The following is a 23,440-nucleotide window of genomic DNA, read 5'->3' on the forward strand; positions in this document are numbered from 1 at the left end:
GAGCACCGTCGCTGAGGATCAGCGCCCGCCCGAGGACTCGGCCGGAACACGCACCATGATCTCCTGCGCGACGCTGGCGATCAGGGTCCCGTCTCGGGAGTAGATCCGTCCGGTCGCCAGGCCGCGCCCGCCGCGCGCGCTCGGGGACTCCTGCACGTACAGCATCCAGTCATCGGCCAGGCCGGGACGATGCCACCACATGGCGTGATCCAGGCTCGCCACCTTCAGGCCGGGTGTGGCCCAGGCGATGCCGTGAGCGCGCAGGATCGACTCCTGGATCGTCAGGTCGCTGAGATAGGCCAGCACCGCTCGGTGGGTCCTCTGATCGGCGGGAAGCGCCCGCCGTGTCCGGACCCAGACGGCCTGGCGCGGCGCGGGCTCATCCTCCGCGGTGAGATAGATGGACGATGGGATGTGGCGCAGGTCCAGCGGGCGGTCTACGAACAGCCGCCGCGACATCGGATGCACGCCGGCCAGCTGAGCCTCCAGATCGGGAAGATCCTCCGGGGCGGGCAGTCCCTCGGGCATCGGCTCGGCGTGCTCGACTCCGGGGCCCTCGTCCTGGAAGGACGCGATCATGGAGAAGATCGGCACACCCTCCTGGAACGCCTGGGTGCGCCGGGTGGAGAAGGACCGACCGTCGTGGATGCGGTCCACGGCGAAAGTGATGCCCTTGGACGCGTCGCCCGGCCGGAGGAAGTAGCCGTGCATGGAGTGTGCCGCGCGTCCCTCGGGGGTGGTGCGCTCGGCGGCCACGATCGACTGCGCGAGGACCTGACCTCCGAACACGCGACCGTACGGCATGGACTGCGAGACACCCGTGAAGATGTCCTCTGTGGTGCGCGCACCCGAGTGCGACAGGTCGAGCACGGCGAGCATCGATCCGACCGGATCGGGATCGGGGACGAAGTCGTCCGTGGCAGGCTGATCCGCGGAGGTCGGTGGCTGTTGTTCGGTCACAGGCTCTCTCGTCTCTGCGGCGGGGCAGCGCCCCGCCATCGTTGGTAGTTTAGGGCGGATGCCCCAGCGCCTGATCTTCACCGAAGCCGCCGCCGCGGTGGATGCCCTGACGTTCGCCGGGCGCACGGCCCGCGTCGGCGACGGTGCGGTACGACTGCGCGCAGTGGACGGCACTCTGGTGATGACGTCGGCCCCCTTCGCCCCCCGCGGACTGCTGGATGCGACGCCCACGGTGCTGGCGATGCGCACCGTGCCGGTCGACCCCGAACTCATCTGCGATGTGGTCGTCGACGCGTCCCAGCTGGTCCCGGCGGATGACGATGCCGCGCAGCTGCTGCTTCCGGACGTGGGTCTGTCTCCTTCGTGGACGGGCGTGACACCCCCGCGGGGCGGCTGGGTGCAGACGGGGACGATCGGGACGTCCCTCCTGGCGGCGCGTGCCCAGTGGGGGATCACCGCGGTGGCCGAGGCGCTGCCGGACAATCCGGGTGAGGACGCCGTCCGCGCGGTGCGCGCAGCGGTCTGGGGTGTGCCGGATGACGCACTGGGCGGGCTGCCGTTGGGCGTCGCGTTCGCCGCATTCACGCTGGGGTTCATCGTCGGCGAGGAGGAGGGCGTGCTCCGTACCGGCGGCGCGTGGACGCGCCTCACGCTGCGCAGGGGCCACGTGCTGCTGCGCGGACCCGCGCGCGTCGGCATGACGGACGTGCGTACGACGGGCGCAGCAGCCTAGACCGCCGCGGCGGCGGCCCGGCCGGCGATGCGGCCCGAGAAGAGGCATCCGCCCAAGAATGTCCCTTCCAGCGCACGGTATCCGTGGACCCCGCCGCCGCCGAACCCGCTCGCCTCACCGGCGGCGTACAGACCCGGGATGGGCGCGCCGTCGGTTGCGAGGGCACGGCTCTGCAGGTCCGTCTCGATGCCGCCCAGTGACTTGCGGGTCAGGATGTGCAGCTTCACCGCGATGAGCGGACCGGCCTTCGGGTCCAGGATGCGGTGAGGGTTGGCCGTGCGGACCAGGCGATCGCCTCGGTACGAGCGGGCGGAGCGGAGCATCGCGATCTGCGCGTCCTTGGTGAAGTCGTTCTCGATCTCCCGATCGCGGGCCTCGACCTCGGTGCGCATCACCGCGGCATCCAGCACCTCGCCGCCGGGCAGCGCTCGCATCCCGGCGATCAGGTCATCCAGGTTGTCGCGCACCACGAAGTCGGCTCCGCTGTCCATGAAGGCCTGGACGGGGCCGGCTGCGCCCTTGCCGAGGCGGGACTTCACCAGGAGCGGGATGTCACGACCGGTCAGGTCGGGGTTCTGCTCGCTGCCGGAGAGCGTGAACTCCTTCTCGATGATCTGCCGCGACAGCACGAACCAGCTGTGGTCGTGGCCGCTGGTGCGCAGGTGCGCAAGCGTGCCGAGCGTGTCGAAGCCCGGGAACAGCGGCACGGGCAGTCGCCGGCCGGTCGCGTCCAGCCACAGGGAGGACGGACCGGGCAGGATCCGGATGCCGTGCAGCGGCCACACCGGACCCCAGTTCTGAATGCCCTCCACGTAGTGCCACATCCGGTCGCCGTTGATCAGGCGGGCACCGGCCTGCTCGGAGACGGCGAGCATGGAACCGTCGACGTACGCCGGGACGCCCGAGAGCATCGCGGAGGGCGGCTCGCCGAGACGGGCAGGCCACTGCGCACGGACCATCTCGTGGTTGCCGCCGATCCCGCCCGAGGAGACGATGGTGGCTCCCGCGGTGATCTCGAACGCTCCGACCACTTCGCGTGAGCTGGCCATGCCCCGGGCGGCGCCGGACGGGGCCAGGATCTCGCCGGCAGCGCCGGTGACCACCCCGTCCGCACTCGTCAGCGTGTGCACGCGGTGGCGGGGCAGGATCGTCAGCAGACCGCGCGCTTCGCCGTCCTCGACGGCGGATTGGAACGGGGCCACCACGCCGGGTCCGGTGCCCCAGGTGATGTGGAAGCGCGGGACGGAGTTGCCCGGTCCGGTCGCGGTGTAGCCGCCCCGTTCGGCCCAGCCGACGACGGGGAAGAACCCCATGCCCTTCTGCCGCAGCCACGATCGCTTCTCCTCGTGGGCGAACTGCAGATACGCCTCGGCCCAGCGCCGCGGCCACGCGTCCTCGTCGCGGTCGAATCCGGCGGTGCCGAACCAATCCTGGTGCGCGAGCGCGAAGGAGTCCTTGATCCCCATCCGGCTCTGCTCGGGCGAGTCGATGAAGAACAGACCGCCGAAGGACCACCACGCCTGCCCGCCGAGGTTGGTCCGCGGCTCCTGGTCCACGAGCAGAACGCGCTTGCCGGCCGCGAGGGCCTCGGCGGCGGCGACGAGTCCGGCCAGCCCCCATCCGATCACCAGGATGTCAGCGGAGTGCGAGGTGGGCGATGCGGGCATGGCGACTCCTTCGTCGGGGCGGTGCAGCTCAGCGCGTCAGTGCGGGGGAGTCTGCGGTGAGAGGGGCAGTCCGGTCGTGCTGCGCCCGCCGGCCGAGGGACCGATGCCGGACGGTTCGAAGGTGTTGACCATCGCGAAGGCGGCCCGTTGCAGGTAGTCCCACAGCGTCTCCTCGTGCAGCGGCGCGAGCTTCAGCTCGTCCACCGCGACGCGCATGTGCGCGAGCCACCGGTCCCGCGCGTCGGGGTTGACATGGAACGCCGCGTGCCGCATCCGCAGCCGTGGGTGGCCGCGCTGCTCGCTGTAGGTGCCCGGCCCGCCCCAGTACTGCTCGAGGAACATCGTCAGGCGCTCTTTGGCGGGTTCCAGGTCGTCCTCGGGATACATCGGCCGCATCACCGGATCGTCGGCGACGCCCCGGTAGAACGCGTCGACCAGTCGGACGAAGGTCTCGTGACCGCCGACCTCATCGTAGAAGCTGATGCTCATCGGGGTCCTTCGGGTGTCTGTGGGGGCTTCTTGAGCGGGCGCTTGGGCCGCCACACGGCGCGATCCGGCGGCGCCGGATCGGTGGTGACCTTCGTCGGGCGAGTCTTCGGGGGGTTCGCGCCACGCACCCGCTGCGCTCCGTCCAGGCCGCTCAGGGTGATCGAGTTGAGCTGCGGCAGCGTGAGCCCCAGGTTCTCGGCCATGTTGAGCACGCGCATCCGCAGTTCTCGCGCGACGTCATCCTTCGCGTTGGCGCGGGTCTTCATCACGAGCCGGATGATCAGCGCGTCGCCGGAGACGGACTCCAGACCCCAGACCTCAGGCTTGTCGATCACACGGGTTCGCCATTTCGGATCCTTCGCGAGGTCCTGCATGGTCTGTAGCAGCGCAGCCTCCACCTCGGGGATGTCCGAGCCCACCGGCAGGGCGAGGTCCACGATCACCCGGGACCAGCCCATCGACATGTTGCCGATTCGGGTGATCTCGCCGTTGCGCACGTACCAGAGGGTGCCGTTGACGTCTCGCACGGTGGTGACGCGCACGCTGACATACTCCACGATGCCGGTCGCCAGACCCAGATCGACGACGTCCCCGATGCCGACCTGGTCCTCGGCGACGATGAAGATGCCGTTGAGCACGTCTTTGACGATGTTCTGCGCGCCGAAACCCAGGCCGGCGCCGATCGCCGCCGTCAGCAGGGTCAGCGAGGCCAGGGCGTTCGGCGCCAGCACGTTCACGATCAGCAGCAGAGTGACGACGACGATCGACACGTTCACGATGTTCTGCAGGATCGATCCGAGGGTGCGCGTGCGCTGCACCAGACGGATCGACGCGAGCGGTGAGCGATCCAGCGCCTGCGTGTCATCCACGTTGGCTTTGCTCTTTGCGCCGTTCACGATGCGCCCGACGACACGGCGGATGACCAGTCTGAGGACCCAGCCGATCAGGAAGGCGCCGAGCAGGATCGCGAGCACGCGGACGACGTTCCATCCCGCTTCGGCGAAGAAGCGGCCCACCTCGGCCCAGAACTCGGGGTTGGTGATCGTCGGGTCCGCAGCAGTCCACATCATCGTCACGATCCTAACGAGGGACGCCTCGGCGCCGCCTGAGTGCGGGGCCGAGGCGTCCGATCACATCGTCACTCCGCGTCGCGGGCCTGCACGGCCAGGGCGCGCTCGACGCCCGCGAGGTTCTCCTCCACGAGCCGACGCAGCGCGGGGGAGGCAGCGCCGTTGGCCGTCAGCCACGCCCGCGTCGCGTCGCGCAGCTCCAGGTTCGCCAGCGGCGCCGGATACAGCCCGACGATGATGTACTGCGCGATCTGGTAGGAGCGGGACTCCCAGATCGGCAGCAGCATGTCGAAGTACGGCTGGATGAAATCGCCGAGTTGGCCGACGGTGGCCGGATGCTGGAACCCGAGCGCCGTGGAGCGCACGATCGTGTTCGGCTGGTCATCGTTCTCGATGATCGAATTCCACGCCGCGCGCTTGGTGGCCGGCTGCGGGATCGATGCCCTCGCCTGCGCCGCGAACTCCCCGCCCTTGGCGGTGTTGTCGGCGGCGAGCGCCGCATCGATCGTCTTCTCGTGCGCCACCCCACCGGCCGCGAGGGAGATCAGCAGCTGCCAGGACAGGTCGGTGTCGATCTGGAGACCCTCCAGCGTCCGCTCGCCATCGCGCAGGGACGCCACGATCGCCCAGTGCTCAGGCGTCGACGCCGCGGTCGCGAACGCGGTCACGAACTGGAGCTGGCTGTCGCTGCCCGGTTCGGCCGCCTGCGCGAGCGCCCACAGCCCGTCCGCCACCTTCTCGCGTGCCGCCGTGCGCTTCTCGGGCGCCACGTAGGCGTTCGCGGCGAGCTGCAGCTGGCCGAGCGTGGTGCGCACCGTCGTGGACTCGGTCTCGCTGCCGATGTTGCGCAGCACGAGATCGATGTACGCGCTGGGGGAGGATTCGGCATCGCGGGTCTGGTCCCACGCCGCACCCCACACCAGCGATCGGGCGAGCGGGTCGGTGATGCTGCCGAGGTGCTCTATCGCGGTGGCGAGCGAGCGCTCGTCGAGCCGGATCTTCGCGTAGGCGAGGTCCTCGTCGTTCAGCAGGACCAGGTCGGGGCGCTTCTGGCCCTTCAGCTCGGGCACCTCCGTGAGGTCGCCGTCCACATCCAGCTCGACGTGGTGCGCGCGCTGGAGACCGTTGTCCGTGACGTTGTAGAAGCCGACTCCGAGCCGGTGCGGGCGGATCGTGGGATAGTCCGCCGGGGCGGTCTGCAAGATGGCGAACCGGGTAATCGTGCCGTCCGTGTCCGCGGAGATCACCGGCGTCAGAGTGTTCACTCCTGCCGTCTCGAGCCACTTCTTGGACCACGTGCCCAGCTCGCGGCCGCTGGTCGCCTCCAGCTCGGAGAGCAGGTCGGACAGCTCGGTGTTGCCCCATTCGTTCTTCTGGAAGTACTGCGCGACCCCGGCGAAGAACGCCTCGATGCCCACCCATGCGGCCAGCTGCTTGAGCACCGAACCGCCCTTGGCGTACGTGATGCCGTCGAAGTTGACCTGGACGTCCTCGAGATCTGCGATCTCGGCCACGACGGGGTGCGTGGAGGGGAGCTGGTCCTGACGGTATGCCCAGGTCTTCTCCATCGCGTTGAAGGTCGTCCAGGCCTCGGTCCACTCGGTGGCCTCGGCGGTGGCGATCGTCGACGCCCACTCGGCGAAGGACTCGTTGAGCCACAGGTCGTTCCACCATTTCATGGTGACCAGGTCGCCGAACCACATGTGCGCCAGTTCGTGCAGGATCGTCACCACGCGGCGCTCCTTGATGGCGTCGGTGACCTTGCTGCGGAAGACGTAGGACTCGGTGAAGGTCACCGCGCCGGCGTTCTCCATCGCGCCGGCGTTGAACTCCGGAACGAACAGCTGGTCGTACTTGGCGAAGGGATACGGGTAGTCGAACTTCTCCTCGTAGTACGCGAAGCCCTGGCGGGTCTTCTCGAAGATGTAATCGGCATCCAGGAACTGCCACAGGCTTTTGCGCGCGTACACACCCAGGGGGATGACGCGGCCGGAGGCGCTGGTCAGCTCCGAGAAGATCTCCTCGTAGGGGCCGGCGATGATGGCGGTGATGTAGGAGGAGATCGGCGGTGTGGGCTCGAACGTCCAGGTCGCCCGGCCGTCACCGTGCTTCTTCGGCTCGGGAGTGGGGGAGTTGGAGACGACCTTCCACGGTTCCGGAGCGGTGACGGTGAACTGGAACGCGGCCTTCAGGTCGGGCTGCTCGAATACGGCGAAGACGCGACGTGAATCGGGAACCTCGAACTGCGAGTAGAGGTAGACCTCCTCGTCGACGGGGTCCACGAAGCGGTGCAGTCCCTCGCCGGTGTTCGTGTAGAGGCAGTCCGCGTCCACGATCAGCTCGTTCTCACGCTCCAGGCCGGTCAGCGCGATCCGCGAGTCGGCGAACGCCGACACGGGCACGTCGCGGCCGTTGAGCGTGATGGAGTGGACCTCGCGTGCGATCAGGTCGATGAATGTGTCGGCGCCCTCGGTGGCGGAGAAGGTGACGACCGTGCGCGAGCCGAAGACCTCGGCGCCCTTCGTCAGATCGAGCGCAACGTCGTACGAGTGGGTGTCCACGATCGCGCGGCGCTCCTGCGCCTCGATGCGGGTGAGGTTCTCTCCAGGCACGGCAGCTCCCGATGTGTAGGGGTTCGGATGTCACGAGAGCGGCGGATGGCCGGCGCTGGCAACCTCCCCAGCCTACGTCAGGGCGCCCTCCCGTGACCGGCTGCGTCGCGTCGAGATCGCCTCACGCGAGGGCGTCGCGGCCCGCCCACCACTTCCGCGGCTCCGTAGACTGAGGGCCATGCGCATCCACATCGCGACCGATCACGCCGGCCTCGAATTCTCCACCCAGCTGCAGCACCACCTCGCGGGTCAGGGGCACGACGTCGTGGATCACGGTCCGCTCGAATACGAGCCCCTCGACGACTACCCGGCGTTCTGCATCCGCGCCGCTCAGGCGGTCATCGCCGATCAGGAGGCCGGGATCGACGCTCTCGGAGTCGTCTTCGGCGGGTCGGGCAACGGCGAGCAGATCTCCGCGAACAAGGTCCGCGGCATCCGTGCGGCACTCGTGTGGAGCATCGCCACGGCGGAACTGGCCCGCGAGCACAACGACGCGAACGTCATCGCGATCGGGGCCCGCCAGCACACCTTCGAAGAGGCGGCATCCTTCATCGATCGATTCGTCGCCACGCCGTTCTCCGGCGAGGAGCGCCACGCGCGTCGCATCGCGCAGATCGCGGCGTTCGAGCGCGACGGTGTGCTGGAACCGGACCCGCGGGCCGGCGCCGAACGACCCGACGTGCTCGCCGCCGCCGACAGTTCGTTCGACCCCGAAGCCGGCTGATGCCGGAGGGGCATTCCGTCCACCGGATCGCCCGACAGTTCGACCGGAACTTCGTCGGGCGCACGGTCGCCGCATCCAGTCCGCAAGGCAGGTTCGCCGAAGGCGCGCAGATCCTCAGCGGTCGCACCGCGACGGCGGTGCGTGCGGTGGGCAAGCAGATGTTCCTGGAGTTCGACGACGATCTGTGGCTCCGCGTCCACCTGGGTATGTACGGGGCGTGGGACTTCGCCGGCGAGATCGAGGCGGACCCGACGATCGCATCGGCCAACGGCCGGATGGGTCAGACCAACCAGCGTGGCACGGCGCTGGATGCCCCGATCCTGGATGCGGCGGGCGAGAACTCACTGACCTCGATCGGAGCACCGCGCCGTGCCCGCGTGCGCGTGCGCATGTCCGAGCAGACGACCGGCCTCGCCGACGACGGGGACGCCTGGCCGCCTCCGGTGGTCGGGCAGGTCCGGCTGCGGCTTCTCACCGACCTCACCTGCGCGGACCTGCGTGGACCGACTGCCTGTGAGCTGCAGACGCCCGACGAGGTCGCCGCCACGATCGCGAAGCTCGGGCCCGATCCGCTGGTGGACGACATCGCTGAGGGGGAGGAGCGGTTCGTCGCAGTCGCGCGGCGCAAGCCCACCCCGATCGGCCAGCTGCTGATGGATCAGAGCGTGGTCAGCGGCATCGGCAACGTGTACCGCGCGGAACTGCTCTTCCGCGCCAGGCAGAACCCGCACACACCGGGACGCGATGTCCCCGACGACGTGCTGCGACACCTGTGGCACGACTGGGTCCGCCTGCTCGCGATCGGAGTGGAGACCGGGCAGATGATGACGATGGACGACCTGGATCCGGAGGCGTACCGCGCGGCCATGGCCAGCCGTGACGATCGCCACTGGGTGTACCACCGCGCGGGCTTGCCCTGCCGGGTCTGCGGCACGGCGATCGCGGTCGAGGAGATGGCCACCCGCAAGCTGTATTGGTGCCCCTACTGCCAGAGGTGAGGCGGTGCGACGGACCGTAGCATGGTCAGCATGCGTCAGAACCCGAGCTTCACCATGACGGATGTCGCGGAGCTGCGTCGCCTCATCGACCGCAACCCGTGGGTGACCCTGGTCAGCGATACACAGGACGGCCTCGTCGCCTCCCACTATGCCGTGCTGCTGGACGAGGGCCGGGACGATCTGACCATCGTCGGACACGTCGGCAAGCCGGACGACATGATCCACGGCCTGGGCGCAGGTGAGCTGCTGGTCGTGGTGCAGGGTCCGCACGGCTACATCTCGCCCGGCTGGTACGGCGACGCGCAGAGCGTGCCCACCTGGAACTTCGTCTCCGCGCACCTGTCCGGCATCCCGGAGGTGCTCACTCCCGAGGAGAACCTGGCGGTGCTGGATCGTCTGGTGACGCGGTTCGAGTCCCGCCTGCCGGAGCCGCGGATGATGTGGGAACGACCCAACGATCCCGCGTTCGTCGAGCGCCTCGAGCGCGGGACCATCGGCTTCCGCCTGACTCCCAGGAGGATCGTGGCCAAACGCAAGCTGAGCCAGAACAAGGCCGCTGAGGTCGTGGAGACCGTGATCGCCCAGCTCGAGGGCGACGGCCCGTACGCCAATCCCGCCTTGGCCGCCGAGATGCGCCGCGCCCACGAGGCGATGGCGCGCGCGTGATCGGTGCGACGGTCGGGACGATCGCACGCGCCCGCGTTTCGGGTGCCGGGCGCGCCCTGCTTCCGACGGACGGGCCGGTCGATGTCTTCCTGCAAGACGGGATCATCTCCGACATCGCACCGGCCGGTGTCCTGGCGCCGCGCGGCGAGGTGCTCGACGCGGACGGCGGCTGGCTGATACCGGGGCTGTGGGATCACCACGTGCACGTCATGCAGTGGGCGCTGATCTCCCAGCGCGTGCCGCTGATCGGCGCGGAGTCGGCCGCGCACGCCGCCCGCCTGATGGGACGAGCGCCGACCCTGGGGGACGGTCGCCGCGTCGGCACCGGTTTCCGCGACGCACTCTGGCGGGACGTGCCGAGCCTGGACGTGCTGGATGCAGCGACCGGAGACGTTCCGACGTATCTGATCAACGCGGACGTGCACAGCGTGTGGCTGAACACGGCGGCGCTGCGCCGCGAGGGTCACCGGCCCGACGGTATCGGCATCCTGCGTGAGGGTCCCGCGTTCGAGATCTCGCGGCGACTCAACGACGTCGACCCCGACGCCGGCGACGCGCTGGTGGCGCAGGCTGCTCGGGATGCCGCCTCTCGAGGCGTCGTCGGCATCGTGGACCTGGACATGGCGTGGAACGAGTCCGCGTGGGCGCGGCGCCTGCGCGGCGGGTTCGACACGCTGCGGGTGGAGTTCGGCATCTACCCGGAGCTCCTGGAGCGTGCGATCGCGGAAGGACTGCGCACCGGTGACCCGGTGCGCGGCGAGGATTCCGGCTTGGCCCGCGTCGGAGCGCTCAAGGTGATCACCGACGGTTCGCTCGGCACCCGTACGGCGGCGTGCTCGCACGCGTACCCGGGAGATCCGCACAACCACGGCGTGCTCGCGGTCGATCAGGCGACACTGCGCGAGCTGATGACCGCGGCGACCGGCGCCGGGCTCGCCTGCGCGATCCACGCCATCGGCGACACCGCCAATACGCATGCGCTGGACGCGTTCGCGCTCACCGGCGCCGTCGGCACCATCGAGCACGCACAGTTGGTGGCCCACGCCGACATCCCGCGGTTCGCGCGGCTCGGCGTCGGCGCGAGCGTCCAGCCGGAGCATGCGATCGACGACCGCGATCTGACTGACTCGATCTGGGCGGGGCAGACCGCGCTGCCGTATCCGCTGCGCGCCCTCGCCGACTCCGGCGCGAACCTGCTGTTCGGCTCCGACGCGCCAGTCTCGCCGCTGGACCCGTGGGCGGCGATCGCCGCCGCGACGTTCCGGACGCGCGATGGAAGGCAGCCGTGGCATCCGGAGCAGGCGATCGATGCCGAAACCGCGCTGGCCGCATCCACCCACGGCGGATCGACCGCAGCGGCGGCGACCGAACCGGGCGCCCGCGCCGACCTGGTCCTGGTGGAGCGCGATCCGCTCAGCGCGGGTGAGCCCGAGTTGCGGCGGATGGGCGTTGCGGCGACACTCCTGGCCGGACGCGTGACGCACCGCGCGTGACCCTCGTGCCTGACACGACGAAGCCCCCGGTCTGGACGGACCGGGGGCTTCGTCATGTGTCGGTGCTACTCCGCGAGGTGCGCGAAGAGGAACCAGCGGTCCTTGTCCAGCGACTCGCGGATCGTGATCGCCACGTCCTGGCTGGCGAGGTCGACCTCGTCGAGCCCGTCGATGGCCGCCTTGACGTCGATCAGCACGGCATCGATGTCGGCGATCACGCCGCGGATCATGGCCTCCCACTGCGTGAAGCCGGCCGGGACCTGCGAGGTCGGGACCTTCGCGGCCACCGTCGACAGGCGGGCGTCGATGGGCAGTCCGAGAGCGACGATCCGCTCGGCGGCCAGATCGGCGCCGTCCTGCGCGTGCGCCACGATGGTGTCGAGAAGTTCGTGGATCGCGATGAAATTCGCACCGCGCACGTTCCAGTGCGCCTGCTTGCCGTTCACGGCCAGCGCCTGCAGCCCGAGCGCAACCGGGGTCAGGAACTGGGCAGCTCCTGCCGCGACCGTCGGATCGGCGGCTGTTGCGGGGATTGTCTGCATCTTGGTCATCTCTTTCGCCTCCATCTGGCAGCTCGTGCGCGTGGGACGCGGGCTGCCTGCTTGCTGCAACGGTACTCAGCGGGGCGCATTCCGCAAGCAAGCACAGGCTGGGCTAACCCGGCCGGGTCCTCCCGACGGGTCGAGCCGGAATGCGCGGCCTCAGCGACTAACGTCGAGGGGTGCCCTCCGCCGATCATGACCTCGGACCGCAGCATCTGGCCGATCCGTCGCGGCCGGTTCGGCGTGAGCCGACCGACCGCTCGCCGGAGCATGCCGAACCGTCGCGGTTCCTCCCGCACGTTCAGGGGCTGCGTGCCATCGCCGTGCTGGCGGTCGTGCTCTACCACTTCTGGCCGGCACGGTTCTCGGGCGGCTACGTCGGCGTGGACATCTTCTTCGTCATCTCCGGGTTCCTGATCACCGGACACCTCATGCGCGAGCTCAGCGCCACCGGCACCGTTCGGCTCGGGCAGTTCTGGGCCCGACGCGCGCGACGCCTGCTGCCGGCATCCCTCCTCGTCCTGCTCTTCTGCGCGCTGGTCGCGATGTCGCCCTACCTGACACCCACTTCGGCCCTGCCGAACGAGGTGCGCGAGATCCTCGCCTCGACCTTCTACGTCGAGAACTGGTACCTGGCCCTGAACTCCGCGGACTACCTGAACCACGGCGGGGAACCGACGTCCGTCCAGCACTACTGGTCACTGTCGCTGGAAGAGCAGTTCTACGTGATGTGGCCGCTGATCATGCTGCTGGCGGCGTGGGTGGCCGTGAAGTGGTTCCGCGGATCGCGTCGCCGCGCGGTCATCATCGCCCTCGCCGCGGTGACCGTGCTGTCCTTCGCCTTCTGCGTGGTCTTCACGCTGACCGATCCGGCACCGGCGTACTTCGTGACGTTCGGTCGGATGTGGCAGTTCGGCATCGGTGCGATGGTCGCCCTGGTTCCGGCGCTGCGGATCCGCAACGCGGTCGCAAGCTTCGTGCTCGGCTGGGCGGGCATCGCCGTCCTCGTCTTCGTGATCTTCCGATTCGACGGACAGACACCCTTCCCCGGGTATGCCGCCGCGCTGCCGACCCTCGCTGCCGCCGCGGTGATCGCGGCGACCAACACCGAGCGGTGGTGGTACCCGACGCGCCTGCTCGCGCTGCGACCCGCTCAATTCGTCGGCGACATCTCCTATTCGCTGTATCTGTGGCACTGGCCGCTGATCATCATCGCCCCGTCGGTGCCCTTCTGGGGGCTGACGATCTATCACCGCGTCGCGCTGCTCGGCATCTGCTTCCTCCTGGCCTGGCTGACCAAGCGGTTCGTTGAGGACCCGGCGCGCGGTTGGAAGGTCCTCACGTCGCGTCCGGCCCGGGTGACGCTGTGGTCCTCGCTGGCCGCGATGCTGGTGGTCGCCGGCGCCGCCGGTGGTGCCTGGGCGGTGAACGCGCCGACCTACAGCGAGGGCGTGCGCGCCATCCAGGAGCTGCGTGAGAACCCGCCGGCGTGCTTCGGTGCAGCGGTCGGGATGGATGCCGTCTGCGGGGGCGCGGACTTCGGCGACACGATTCTGCCGGCACCGGGATTCGCGGGTGTGGACCGTCCCGCCGACGAGCAGTGCTTCGTCCAGCTCAACAACGCCAGCCCGGTCTCGTGCGAGTTCGGCTCCGACGCCCCGGACGCACCGCGCATCGCGCTCATCGGCGACAGCCACGCGTACCAGTTGCTGTCGACCTTCCAGCGCATGGCCGACGAGAACGGGTGGCACCTGGTCACCTACTTCAAGGGCGCATGCCCGTGGAACACCGCGCCGCTGTCCACACCCGGCGCGTTCGGCGCCGCGTGCACGCAGTGGCGCGACGGGGTGCGTGCCCAACTGGCGGACCGCGATCTGGACGCCGTCTTCACGGCGGCGATCGCCACGACCCCGTACTCCTCGGCCGGCTACGACTCCGCACACGACGCCGCGGTGGCCGGCTACCGCGACGCGTGGGGCGAGGTCTTGGACCGCGGCATCCCGGTCGTCACCGTGGTGGACAACCCGGTGTGGGAGACCGATCCGAACAAGTGCCTGCGCACCCGCTCCCTGAGCGAATGCGACGGGCCCCGCGCGCAGCTGCTGGTCGCGGACGATCCCCTGCGGGATGCCGCGGAGGGCGTGCCCGGGGTGACCCTGCTCGATTTCACCGGCGTGTTCTGCGGTGAGCAGCTGTGCTCCCCGGTCATCGGCGGTGCCAACGTCTACCGGGACCAGGACCACCTCACCGTGACCTTCGCCGACACGCTCGCGCCGTGGTACACGGCCGCGCTGAGCGACGCGCTCGGCAGGGGAGTGCCCAGCGCGGGGTGAGCGTCGGTGGGCGGGGCGCGGTTCGCGCGTCACGGTGCGCCGCGTCCGCGGCGATATGGTCGAAGGCATGACCGTCTCCTCGCAGGCCTCCGTCCTTCCCTTCGGCGACGCAACGCCCGACACCGCAGAGACCTCGTTCGTCGCCGCCGGTGCGCGCGTGATCGGGGCCGTGACCCTCCACGAGGGCGCCAGCGTCTGGTACAACGCGGTCCTGCGCGCCGACGGCGACAGCATCACGGTGGGTGCCGGCAGCAACATCCAGGACAACGTCTCCGTCCACGTCGACCGCGGCCACCCGGTCGTCATCGGCGAGAACGTGTCGGTCGGGCACAACGCGGTGGTCCACGGCTGCACGATCGGCGACGGCTGCCTGATCGGGATGGGCAGCGTCATCCTCTCCGGAGCGGTGATCGGCGAGGGCTGTTTGGTGGCCGGCGGCGCGGTGGTGCTCGAAGGGGCGATCATCCCGGCCGGATCGCTGGTCGCCGGCGTCCCGGCCAAGGTGCGGCGGGAGCTGACCGCCGAAGAGCGGGAGAGCATCCTGCGCAATGCCGACGGATACCGCACCCACAGCGTCCGCCACGCCGAGGCCGAGTCCGGCGCATGAGCAGACCGGTCGCGCTGGTCACCGGTGTCGGCCGCCCGCAGGGGATCGGCGCCGGCATCGCGCGGGCACTGGCCCGCGAGGGGTGGGATCTCGCGCTCAGCCGCTGGCAGCCGGCTGACGATGCCATCTTCGGTGCTGACGCGGCCCGGGGCCTCGAGGCCGTGATCGCCGATGCGCGGAATGCCGGCGCGCGGATCGTGGACATCCCGGTCGATCTGCAGTACGCGGATGCCGCGGCATCCCTCTTCGACGCGGCGCATGCTGAGCTCGGCACCGTGTCCGGGCTGGTGCTCTCGCACGCGTGGGACGTGGAGTCCGGGATCCTGGACACCACCGTCGAGGAGTTCGACCGACACGTCGCCGTCAATGCGCGGGCCGGCTGGCTGCTGATCCGGCAGTTCGCGCAGCAGGCCGATGCCGGCGGTGCGATCGTCGCGCTCACCAGCGACCACACCACCGGCAACCTGCCCTACGGGGCCAGCAAGGGCGCGCTGGATCGGATCGTCATCTCGGCCGCTCGCGAACTGGCGCCTCAGGGGATCTCGGCCAACGTGCTCAACCCCGGTCCGATCGACACCGGATGGATGACGGACGAGGTGCGTGCCACGCTGACCGGCATGCAGCCGGGTGGACGCCTGGGCGCACCCGCCGACGTCGCCGAGGTCGTCGCTTTCCTGGTCTCCCCGCGCGGCCGGTGGGTCACCGGTCAGCTGCTCAGCGCGGATGGCGGCTTCTCCATCTCGATCTGAGGTCGTCAGCGCGGGCGCACACGCTGCGCTGGGTAGCGATCGCGGATGCGGTCGCGGAAGAAGCGGCCTTTGCTGGCGGCGGCGAGCAGGTCGCGGTGCACGCGCGCGGGCACCGCGAAGTAGCGGTACACGTCACCGCTGACGAATTCGATCTCCAGTTCCGCAGTCTGCGGGTCGTAGCCGACCGACGCGAGGGCGGAGGAGTCGACGTGCGCCCGCCTCATCGCAGCTCGACCTCCCCGCGGTCACCGACCCGCTCGGCGAGGGCCAGCGCATCGTGGGGGGCGTGCCCGTGCGCGTCGTTGTCGAAGTACACGTACACGTCGCGGGGCTGCCCGTCCGGGGGGCCCGATCCGCCGGCCCAACCGGCGATGCGTGCCGCCCACGCGTCGAGTTCGGCATCCGTGTATCCGCTGGTGTACAGATCCTGAGCGCCGTGCAGGCGCACATAGACGAAGTCGGCGGTGACCTCGCCGAACGCGGGCCACCTTCCGGCGGTGTCGGCGACCGTCAGCGCGACCTGGTGGCGACGCAGCTGCGCGATCAGGGCGGGGTCCTCGAAGGTCGCCGAGCGCGGTTCGAGCGCGTGCCGGATCGGGAGGTCTGCGTCGATGGCCAGCCAGGAGCGGCCGTCCAGCCGCTCGTCGTGGCCTCGGGCGAGCGCGAGGGCGGCGCCGGTAGTGCGCGGAAGGCCGGCGAGGAAGGCCTCCAGGCCGTCCGGGTCGTAGGCGAGACGCTCGGGCAGCTGCCAGAGGATCGGTCCCAACTGCCTGCCCAGGGCGAGCACGCCCGAGGCCAGGAAGTTCGCCATGGCGGTGTCGATGTTGCGCAGCCGCATCATGTGCGTGATGTAGCGGGAGCCCTTCACCGCGAACACGAAGTCCTCCGGAACGGACTGCACCCATCGCCGGTAACTCTCCGGCCGCTGCAGCGAGTAGAACGACCCGTTGACCTCGAGCGTCGACATGCGCTGACCGACGAACTCCAGTTCGCGGCGTTGTACGAGGCCGCGCGGATAGAAATCTCCCCGCCACGACGGGTACCGCCATCCCGAGATCCCGACGCGCACGCGTCCGGGCTCAGTGTCGAATGTCCCAGACGCCATGACTCCGGGATACCAGCACGCGCAGCGGACGGCACGGGACTTGCGGACGGCGGCGAATTCAGTCGCACGTGAGGGCAGTGGAGGGGCTGACGGGAATCGAACCCGCATCATTAGTTTGGAAGACTAAGGCTTTACCACTAAGCTACAGCCCCGAATTCGGCGGAATCCCGCCGGTACAGGTATTCGATTGTCTGCCCTGGACTGCGTTCCGGCAGGCCGCGGCATCGTCGATTCTATGACATGCCGCGGGGCGTTCTCTGACCACGCCGTGGATTGGGGTTCTCGGGTCGGTTCGGAATCGGGTCACTGCACTGGATTCGGATGGCCGGCGGGCGGGGATCCGAATCCGGTGGCGGTCTCCGAATGCGGATGCCGCGCACCGACGCGCCGGCCGCGTCAACGCCGCCGGACGCCCGTATCGGGCAGGTGCCATGGGGCACCGGCCTGTCGGCTAGACTTCTGGGGGCCGATCAGCACGTATTCGCGTGCGCACCCGCCCGGGGCGTAGCTCAGCTTGGTAGAGCGCCCGCTTTGGGAGCGGGAGGCCGCAGGTTCAAATCCTGTCGCCCCGACGTCACGGCACCACATACCCAGACCTTCAGCTGCCGCGCTGGCACGCGGTCGATCACGAGGAGAACGAACAGGCATGGTCAAAAGCACCGTCGAGAAGCTCACCCCCACCCGGGTGAAGCTGCACATCACGGTTTCGCCGGATGAGCTCAAGTCGAGCATCGCTCACGCATACGAGCACATCGCGCAGGACGTGCAGATTCCGGGGTTCCGAAAGGGCAAGGTCCCCGCTCCGATCATCGATCAGCGCGTCGGCCGAACCGCCGTGCTCGAGCACGCGGTCAGTGAAGGCCTGGACACCTTCTACCGTGAGGCCGTCGAGGCCAACGAGCTGCGCGTCCTCGGCCGTCCGAGCGCCGACGTCGTGGAGTGGCCGAACGAGAAGGACTTCGCCGGCGACCTGCAGGTCGAGGTCGAGGTGGATGTCCGCCCCGACTTCGAGCTCCCGGACTTCGCGGGCACCACGATCGAGGTCGACGCCGTCGAGGTCGACGAGGCCGCCATCGACGAGGAGCTGGACCGCCTCCGCGCCCGCTTCGGCACGCTGGTGACCGTGGACCGGCCGGCCACGACCGGCGACTTCGTGGAGCTCAACCTGGTCGCCACCATCGACGGCACCGAGATCGACCGCGCCGAGGGCGTCTCGTACGAGATCGGATCCGGCGAGCTGCTGGAGGGCATCGACGAGGCCATCGACTCGCTCACCGCGGGTGAAGAGACGACCTTCCGCTCCACGCTCATCGGCGGCGACCACGCCGGCGAGGAGGCCGAGGTGGCCGTCGTGGTCACGGCCGTCAAGGAGCGCGAGCTGCCCGAGGCCGACGACGACTTCGCGCAGATCGCCAGCGAGTTCGACACCCTCGCCGAGCTGCGCGAGAGCCTGAAGGATCGTGTGGCGCAGCAGTCCACCTTCACCCAGGGATCGGCCGCCCGCGACAAGCTCGTGGAGCAGCTGCTCACGCAGGTCGAGATCCCCGTGCCGCCGAAGCTGATCGAGGACGAGGTGCACACCCACCTCGAAGGCGAGAACCGCCTCGAGGACGACGTGCACCGCGCCGAGGTCACCGAGGCCAGCGAGAAGCAGTTCCGCACGCAGATGCTGCTGGACGCGATCGCGGAGAACCTCAACGTGTCGGTCTCGCAGGACGAGCTGACGCAGTACCTCGTGCAGTCCGCCGCGCAGTACGGGATGGCGCCGCAGGAGTTCATCGAGGCGCTGCAGCAGAACAACCAGCTTCCGTCGCTGGTCGGCGAGGTCGCCCGCAACAAGGCACTGGCCGTCGCGCTGGGCAAGGTCAACGTCGTGGACACGAACGGCGCCCCGGTCGACCTGACCGGCTTCGTATCGGTCGAGGACGAGGCCGCCGCCGAGGAGCAGGTCCTCGAGGAGGCTGAGGAGATCGCGGACGCCGCTGCCGAGGCGGACGCCGTGATCGAGGCCGAGGAAGCACCCGCGAAGCCGGCCAAGAAGGCTGCGGCCAAGAAGGCTCCGGCCAAGAAGAAGGCCGCAGAGTAAGACACCAGGTCGCCGACGCCGGCGATGCGGAAGGGGACGGGTGCCGCGGCATCCGTCCCCTTCTTTCGCACAGAGGGGGCAGTCATGACCGAGTGGGACGAGCGCGTGGCAGCCGTGTGGGCGGACGCGTCGCTGAGCGAGCAGCAGGTGATCGAGCGGATCGACGCCCTGGCCGCGCAGCGTCCCGATGCTGACCCGCGGGCACTGTTCGAACGCGCCGGCGCACGGGATGCCGCGGGGCGGGAAAGCGAGGCCGAGCCGCTGTACCGTGCAGCCCTGGCCGGAGGGCTGGATGACCCGCACCGGGCACAGGCGGTGATCCAGCTGGCCAGCACGCTGCGCAACCTCGATCGCCACGACGAGGCGATCGGGATGCTGCGCGCCGAAGTCGAGCAGACCCCGCCGTCGGTGCTGCATGACGAGGCGGCGGCGTTCCTCGCCCTCGCACTGGCGTCCGCCGGAGACATGCGGGAAGCGGCTTCCATCGCCCTGCGCACCCTGGCCCCGCACCTGAGCATGTACCGCCGGGCGGTGCTGCGGTACGCCGAGGATCTCGTCGGCGACGACGGCTTCTCTGCCCAGGGCGAACACGGCCGGGTCGGATGCGGAGCGCCGGTAGATTCGTAGCCACGACCACCGAATCAGGAGTGAACATGGCCGAACCCCTTGTCGCGACCAGCGTCTTCGACAGGCTGCTGAAAGACCGCATCATCTGGCTGGGCTCGGAGGTGCGTGACGACAACGCCAACGAAATCTGCGCGAAGATCCTCCTCCTCGCCGCCGAGGACCCGGAGAAGGACATCTTCCTCTACGTGAACTCGCCCGGCGGATCCATCACCGCGGGCATGGCGATCTACGACACGATGCAGTTCGTCCCGAACGACATCGTCACCGTGGGCATCGGCATGGCCGCGTCTATGGGTCAGCTGCTGCTGACCAGCGGCACGAAGGGCAAGCGTTACATCACGCCCAACGCGCGTGTGCTGCTGCACCAGCCCCACGGCGGGTTCGGCGGAACCGCCAGCGACATCCAGACGCAGGCGCAGCTCATCGTCTCGATGAAGAACCGTCTGGCCGAGATCACCGCCGCCCAGACCGGCAAGAGCATCGAGCAGATCAACGAGGACGGCGACCGGGACCGCTGGTTCACCGCCCAGGAGGCGCTCGAGTACGGTTTCGTCGACCACATCCGCGCGCATCTCGAAGACGTCGTCGGCGGCGGCGGAACCGACCAGGAGTGACCGAAGGCGAATGAGAAGGAACGACAGCGATATGAGCACCCCCACCTTCGGCGGCACTGCAGGCAACGGCCTGGCACTGCCCTCCAGCCGATACATCCTTCCCCAGTTCGAGGAGCGCACGGCGTACGGCTACAAGCGCCAGGACCCGTACAACAAGCTGTTCGAGGATCGAGTGATCTTCCTCGGCGTGCAGGTCGACGACGCATCGGCGGACGACGTCATGGCGCAGCTGCTCGTGCTGGAGAGCCAGGACCCCGACCGAGACATCATCATGTACATCAACTCGCCCGGTGGTTCGTTCACCGCGATGACGGCGATCTACGACACGATGCAGTACATCTCCCCTCAGATCCAGACCGTCGTCCTCGGGCAGGCCGCCTCCGCGGCAGCCGTCCTGCTGGCGGCCGGAGCGCCCGGCAAGCGACTGGCGCTGCCCAACGCTCGCGTGCTGATCCACCAGCCCGCGATGGGCGAGGCCGGGCACGGCCAGGCATCGGACATCGAGATCCAGGCGGCGGAGATCCTCCGCATGCGGACATGGCTGGAGATGACTCTCGCCGCGCACTCCAACCGCACGGTCGAGCAGGTCAACCGCGACATCGACCGCGACAAGATCCTGGACGGCCGCGAGGCCGTCGAGTACGGACTCGTCGACCAGGTGCTGACCACGCGCAAGCGCATTCCGGCCGCGCTGACCAAGTAGCCAATCGCCTCGACGCCCCGTTGCCTCTGCGAAGAGGAAGCGGGGCGTCGTCGTGCACCGGTTCCGCCGTCAGCAGAAACCCGGGTCGCGCTTTCCCAATGCGCCCCGCAATCCCTCCGCATGTCGATGTCACCGGTTAGGCTCTGAGGACAGCCGGGGCAGGGATCCCGACGCCATGGGGGCGAGGCCCTCACTGCATGAAACGAGGAGAGCCTGATGGCGCGCATCGGTGAGAGTGCCGACCTGTTCAAGTGCTCCTTCTGCGGAAAGAGCCAGAAGCAGGTCCAACAGCTGATCGCCGGGCCCGGTGTCTACATCTGCGACGAATGCGTCGAGCTGTGCAACGAGATCATCGAAGAGCGCATGGCGGAGTCCTCCACCGGCGTCGTGTCGGATTTCGATCTGCCCAAGCCGCGCGAGATCTTCGCCTTCCTCGAGGAGTACGTGGTCGGCCAGGTGGCCGCCAAGCGCGCGCTGTCGGTGGCCGTGTACAACCACTACAAGCGCATCCGCGCGCACGGCACGATTCAGAGTGCGGAGCAGCGTGCCGACGAGGTCGAGATCGCCAAGAGCAACATCCTGCTCATCGGCCCGACGGGCTGTGGCAAGACCTACCTGGCGCAGACGCTCGCCAAGCGCCTGAACGTCCCGTTCGCGGTCGCGGACGCGACAGCGTTGACCGAGGCGGGGTACGTCGGCGAGGACGTCGAGAACATCCTGCTCAAGCTCATCCAGGCCGCCGATTTCGACACGAAGCGGGCCGAGACCGGCATCATCTACATCGATGAGGTCGACAAGATCGCGCGCAAGGCCGAGAACCCCTCGATCACCCGCGACGTCTCCGGCGAGGGCGTCCAGCAGGCGCTGCTGAAGATCCTCGAGGGCACGGTCGCATCCGTGCCTCCCCAGGGCGGGCGCAAGCATCCGCACCAGGAGTTCATCCAGATCGACACGACGAACGTGCTGTTCATCGTCGCCGGCGCATTCGCAGGGCTGGAGGACATCATCTCCAGCCGGGTCGGCAAGCACGGCATCGGCTTCGGCGCTCCGCTGCACAACAAGGGCGACGATCTGAGCCTGTTCAGCGAAGTGCGCCCCGAGGACCTCCACAAGTTCGGGCTCATCCCCGAGTTCATCGGACGGCTTCCGGTCGTCGCATCCGTCACGCCACTGGACCAGGTGGCTCTGATGGAGATCCTGACCGAGCCGAAGAACGCGCTCGTCAAGCAGTACCAGCGCATGTTCGAACTGGATGGCGTGGCACTGGAGTTCGAGACGGATGCCCTGGAGGCGATCGCGGATCTCGCCGTGGACCGCAAGACCGGGGCTCGCGGGCTACGGGCGATCCTCGAGGATGTGCTCGGACCGATCATGTTCGACATCCCCTCGAACGATGACATCGAGAAGGTCGTGGTCACCCGTGACGCGGTGGACACCGGCGCAGCGCCGACCTTCGTGCACCGCCGGGCTCGCAAGAGCGCCTGAGGCCCGGCGTCTCCCCGCCGCAGCACGCCGCGTCCGGGCTCCGTCGTAACGTTCTCTCATGATCCCGGTCAGGCCGTTCACCCTCCACGTGCCGGATGCCGTCCTCGACGACCTGCGGGATCGGCTGGCGCGCAGTCGGCTGCTGGAGGATTCGCCACGCCGCCCTGCCGCCGGGATGAGCGCGCAGTACCACCGGCAGCTCGTGGAATCCTGGCGGGATTTCGACTGGCGGGAGCGGGAGCGATGGCTCGGCGCGCATCCGCAGTTCCTCGCCGACATCGAGGACACCACCATTCACTTCGCGCATCGGCGGGGGACGGGGGAGAACCCCCCGGCACTGCTGGTGATGCACGGCTGGCCGCACACCTTCGCCCTGCAGCTGGAATTCGCCGATCTGCTGCCGGACTTCTCGGTCGTGGTGGCCAGTCTCCCCGGATTCGCGTTCTCGACGCCGTACGCGGCGGGACCGATCACCGAACGGCGCCTGGCTGCCACGATGCACAGTCTGATGACCGACGTCCTGGGCTATCGGCGGTACCTGACCTACGGCGAGGACGTGTCCGCGAACGTGAACGACCTGATCGCGGCGTCCTACCCGGACGCGGCGGCCGGCGTCCTGGTCACGCACGCGCACTTCCCGACACCGGACGAACGCCGTCAGAGCGCCTCACCCGAGGAGCGCGGATTCTTTGCACGGCTGGCCGCATCGCACGACAGAGACGGTGCCTACGGGCACGTACAGGCGACCCGCCCGGACACGCTGGCCGTGGCGCTGAACGATTCCCCGGCCGGTCTGATCGGGTGGCTCACCGAGAAGCTCGTGGAGTGGAGCGACACCCCGCCGGCAGAGCCGGTCGCTGTCGAGCGGCGCATCGCCCGGGAGCGGATCCTGACCGAGGCGATGATCTACTGGGTCACGCAGAGCATCGGCACCTCGTTCCGACCGTACTACGAGGGCGCGGACACACCGGATCCGATCCCCCCGGTGGAGGTGCCCGCAGCGGTGTTCATCCAACGACACGAGCACGACTATCCCGAGTCGCTTGCGCGGACGTTCTACCGGGACCTCCGGGTGTTCGAGCGGCTGGCCGAGGGCGGCCACTTCGCCGTTGCCGAAGTACCCGGCGCCATGGCAGCGCGCACGCGCGCGTTCGCGCGCGAGATCGGCCTGCTCTAG

At 69.1% G+C, this 23,440-nt stretch carries 22 protein-coding genes and 2 tRNA genes; 15 read left to right on the top strand and 9 right to left on the bottom strand.

Annotated features, from left to right (window positions below):
* Window positions 1–18 precede the first annotated feature (18 nt).
* Complete coding sequence (locus QNO12_RS07285; RefSeq protein WP_257502231.1) at window positions 19–879, bottom strand: acyl-CoA thioesterase; 861 nt, start codon at window positions 877–879, stop codon at window positions 19–21.
* A gap of 139 nt (window positions 880–1,018) precedes the next feature.
* Here QNO12_RS07285 and QNO12_RS07290 point away from each other — a divergent pair, with 139 nt between their 5' ends.
* Window positions 1,019–1,693: a DUF8185 domain-containing protein gene (locus QNO12_RS07290; protein ID WP_257502113.1), complete on the top strand. Its 675-nt coding sequence runs from the start codon at window positions 1,019–1,021 to the stop codon at window positions 1,691–1,693.
* Here QNO12_RS07290 and QNO12_RS07295 read toward each other — a convergent pair.
* The 4 genes from QNO12_RS07295 to pepN all read right to left on the bottom strand — a co-directional run bounded on the left by QNO12_RS07295 (window position 1,690) and on the right by pepN (window position 7,531).
* Window positions 1,690–3,360, bottom strand: coding sequence for an FAD-binding dehydrogenase (locus QNO12_RS07295; protein ID WP_257502114.1), 1,671 nt, complete (start codon window positions 3,358–3,360; stop codon window positions 1,690–1,692). The genes QNO12_RS07290 and QNO12_RS07295 overlap by 4 nt on opposite strands.
* A gap of 36 nt (window positions 3,361–3,396) precedes the next feature.
* Window positions 3,397–3,849 (bottom strand): globin, encoded by a 453-nt coding sequence (locus QNO12_RS07300; RefSeq protein ID WP_257502115.1) that lies wholly within the window; start codon window positions 3,847–3,849, stop codon window positions 3,397–3,399.
* Window positions 3,846–4,919, bottom strand: coding sequence for a mechanosensitive ion channel family protein (locus tag QNO12_RS07305; RefSeq protein ID WP_257502116.1), 1,074 nt, complete (start codon window positions 4,917–4,919; stop codon window positions 3,846–3,848). The genes QNO12_RS07300 and QNO12_RS07305 overlap by 4 nt, the downstream gene beginning before the upstream one ends.
* Window positions 4,920–4,987: 68 nt before the next feature.
* Window positions 4,988–7,531 (bottom strand): aminopeptidase N, encoded by a 2,544-nt coding sequence (gene pepN, locus QNO12_RS07310; protein WP_257502117.1) that lies wholly within the window; start codon window positions 7,529–7,531, stop codon window positions 4,988–4,990.
* Window positions 7,532–7,709: 178 nt separating this feature from the next.
* Between pepN and QNO12_RS07315 the strand changes: the two genes are divergently transcribed.
* Genes QNO12_RS07315 through QNO12_RS07330 form a run of 4 tightly spaced genes read left to right on the top strand, consistent with a single transcriptional unit; the run spans window position 7,710 to window position 11,412 of the window.
* Window positions 7,710–8,255: a ribose-5-phosphate isomerase gene (locus QNO12_RS07315; protein ID WP_257502118.1), complete on the top strand. Its 546-nt coding sequence runs from the start codon at window positions 7,710–7,712 to the stop codon at window positions 8,253–8,255.
* A complete protein-coding gene (locus tag QNO12_RS07320) occupies window positions 8,255–9,253 on the top strand; it encodes an Fpg/Nei family DNA glycosylase (RefSeq protein WP_257502119.1) in 999 nt (332 codons plus the stop codon). The genes QNO12_RS07315 and QNO12_RS07320 overlap by 1 nt, the downstream gene beginning before the upstream one ends.
* A 30-nt stretch (window positions 9,254–9,283) precedes the next feature.
* A complete protein-coding gene (locus tag QNO12_RS07325; RefSeq protein ID WP_257502120.1) occupies window positions 9,284–9,919 on the top strand; it encodes an FMN-binding negative transcriptional regulator in 636 nt (211 codons plus the stop codon).
* Entirely contained in the window at window positions 9,916–11,412 is a 1,497-nt protein-coding gene (locus QNO12_RS07330) for an amidohydrolase (protein ID WP_257502121.1), read from the top strand. Before QNO12_RS07325 ends, QNO12_RS07330 begins: the two co-directional genes overlap by 4 nt.
* Window positions 11,413–11,477: 65 nt before the next feature.
* Here the strand turns inward: QNO12_RS07330 and QNO12_RS07335 are convergent, their stop codons facing one another.
* Window positions 11,478–11,963, bottom strand: coding sequence for a Dps family protein (locus tag QNO12_RS07335; RefSeq protein ID WP_257502122.1), 486 nt, complete (start codon window positions 11,961–11,963; stop codon window positions 11,478–11,480).
* Between the two features lie 170 nt (window positions 11,964–12,133).
* Here QNO12_RS07335 and QNO12_RS07340 point away from each other — a divergent pair, with 170 nt between their 5' ends.
* The 3 genes from QNO12_RS07340 (at window position 12,134) to QNO12_RS07350 (ending at window position 15,643) form a co-directional block, all read left to right on the top strand.
* Entirely contained in the window at window positions 12,134–14,287 is a 2,154-nt protein-coding gene (locus tag QNO12_RS07340) for an acyltransferase family protein (protein ID WP_257502123.1), read from the top strand.
* 67 nt (window positions 14,288–14,354) lie between these two features.
* Window positions 14,355–14,894, top strand: a complete 540-nt coding sequence (locus QNO12_RS07345; RefSeq protein ID WP_257502124.1) for a gamma carbonic anhydrase family protein — start codon at window positions 14,355–14,357, stop codon at window positions 14,892–14,894.
* Complete coding sequence (locus QNO12_RS07350) at window positions 14,891–15,643, top strand: SDR family oxidoreductase (protein ID WP_257502125.1); 753 nt, start codon at window positions 14,891–14,893, stop codon at window positions 15,641–15,643. Before QNO12_RS07345 ends, QNO12_RS07350 begins: the two co-directional genes overlap by 4 nt.
* Before the next feature lie 5 nt (window positions 15,644–15,648).
* On the opposite strand, the gene QNO12_RS07355 is transcribed toward QNO12_RS07350, so the two are convergent.
* From QNO12_RS07355 to QNO12_RS07365, 3 genes are all read right to left on the bottom strand, one after another.
* The gene (locus tag QNO12_RS07355) at window positions 15,649–15,867 is read right to left on the bottom strand and encodes a KTSC domain-containing protein (protein ID WP_257502126.1); all 219 of its coding nucleotides are present in this window, start codon (window positions 15,865–15,867) and stop codon (window positions 15,649–15,651) included.
* Window positions 15,864–16,748 carry a DUF72 domain-containing protein gene (locus tag QNO12_RS07360; protein WP_257502127.1) on the bottom strand — a complete coding sequence of 295 codons (885 nt, stop codon included), beginning with the start codon at window positions 16,746–16,748 and terminating at the stop codon, window positions 15,864–15,866. The genes QNO12_RS07355 and QNO12_RS07360 overlap by 4 nt, the downstream gene beginning before the upstream one ends.
* A gap of 78 nt (window positions 16,749–16,826) precedes the next feature.
* A tRNA-Gly gene (locus tag QNO12_RS07365) sits at window positions 16,827–16,900 on the bottom strand.
* Between the two features lie 346 nt (window positions 16,901–17,246).
* On the opposite strand from QNO12_RS07365, the gene QNO12_RS07370 reads away from it, so the two are divergent.
* The 7 genes from QNO12_RS07370 to QNO12_RS07400 all read left to right on the top strand — a co-directional run bounded on the left by QNO12_RS07370 (window position 17,247) and on the right by QNO12_RS07400 (window position 23,440).
* Window positions 17,247–17,320 (top strand) — tRNA-Pro (locus QNO12_RS07370).
* A 74-nt stretch (window positions 17,321–17,394) separates the two neighbouring features.
* Window positions 17,395–18,834, top strand: a complete 1,440-nt coding sequence (gene tig / locus QNO12_RS07375) for a trigger factor (RefSeq protein ID WP_257502128.1) — start codon at window positions 17,395–17,397, stop codon at window positions 18,832–18,834.
* A gap of 84 nt (window positions 18,835–18,918) precedes the next feature.
* Window positions 18,919–19,461 carry a tetratricopeptide repeat protein gene (locus QNO12_RS07380; RefSeq protein WP_257502129.1) on the top strand — a complete coding sequence of 181 codons (543 nt, stop codon included), beginning with the start codon at window positions 18,919–18,921 and terminating at the stop codon, window positions 19,459–19,461.
* Window positions 19,462–19,487: 26 nt separating this feature from the next.
* On the top strand, window positions 19,488–20,075 hold the full coding sequence (locus QNO12_RS07385) for an ATP-dependent Clp protease proteolytic subunit (RefSeq protein ID WP_257502130.1): 588 nt from the start codon (window positions 19,488–19,490) through the stop codon (window positions 20,073–20,075).
* Window positions 20,076–20,106: 31 nt separating this feature from the next.
* Window positions 20,107–20,778, top strand: a complete 672-nt coding sequence (locus tag QNO12_RS07390) for an ATP-dependent Clp protease proteolytic subunit (protein WP_257502131.1) — start codon at window positions 20,107–20,109, stop codon at window positions 20,776–20,778.
* 216 nt (window positions 20,779–20,994) lie between these two features.
* Window positions 20,995–22,263, top strand: coding sequence for an ATP-dependent Clp protease ATP-binding subunit ClpX (clpX, locus tag QNO12_RS07395; protein ID WP_257502132.1), 1,269 nt, complete (start codon window positions 20,995–20,997; stop codon window positions 22,261–22,263).
* Between the two features lie 58 nt (window positions 22,264–22,321).
* Entirely contained in the window at window positions 22,322–23,440 is a 1,119-nt protein-coding gene (locus tag QNO12_RS07400; protein WP_257502133.1) for an epoxide hydrolase family protein, read from the top strand.

Origin of the sequence: Microbacterium sp. zg-B185 (assembly GCF_030246885.1) — a bacterium.
Taxonomy (GTDB): Bacteria; Actinomycetota; Actinomycetes; order Actinomycetales; family Microbacteriaceae; genus Microbacterium.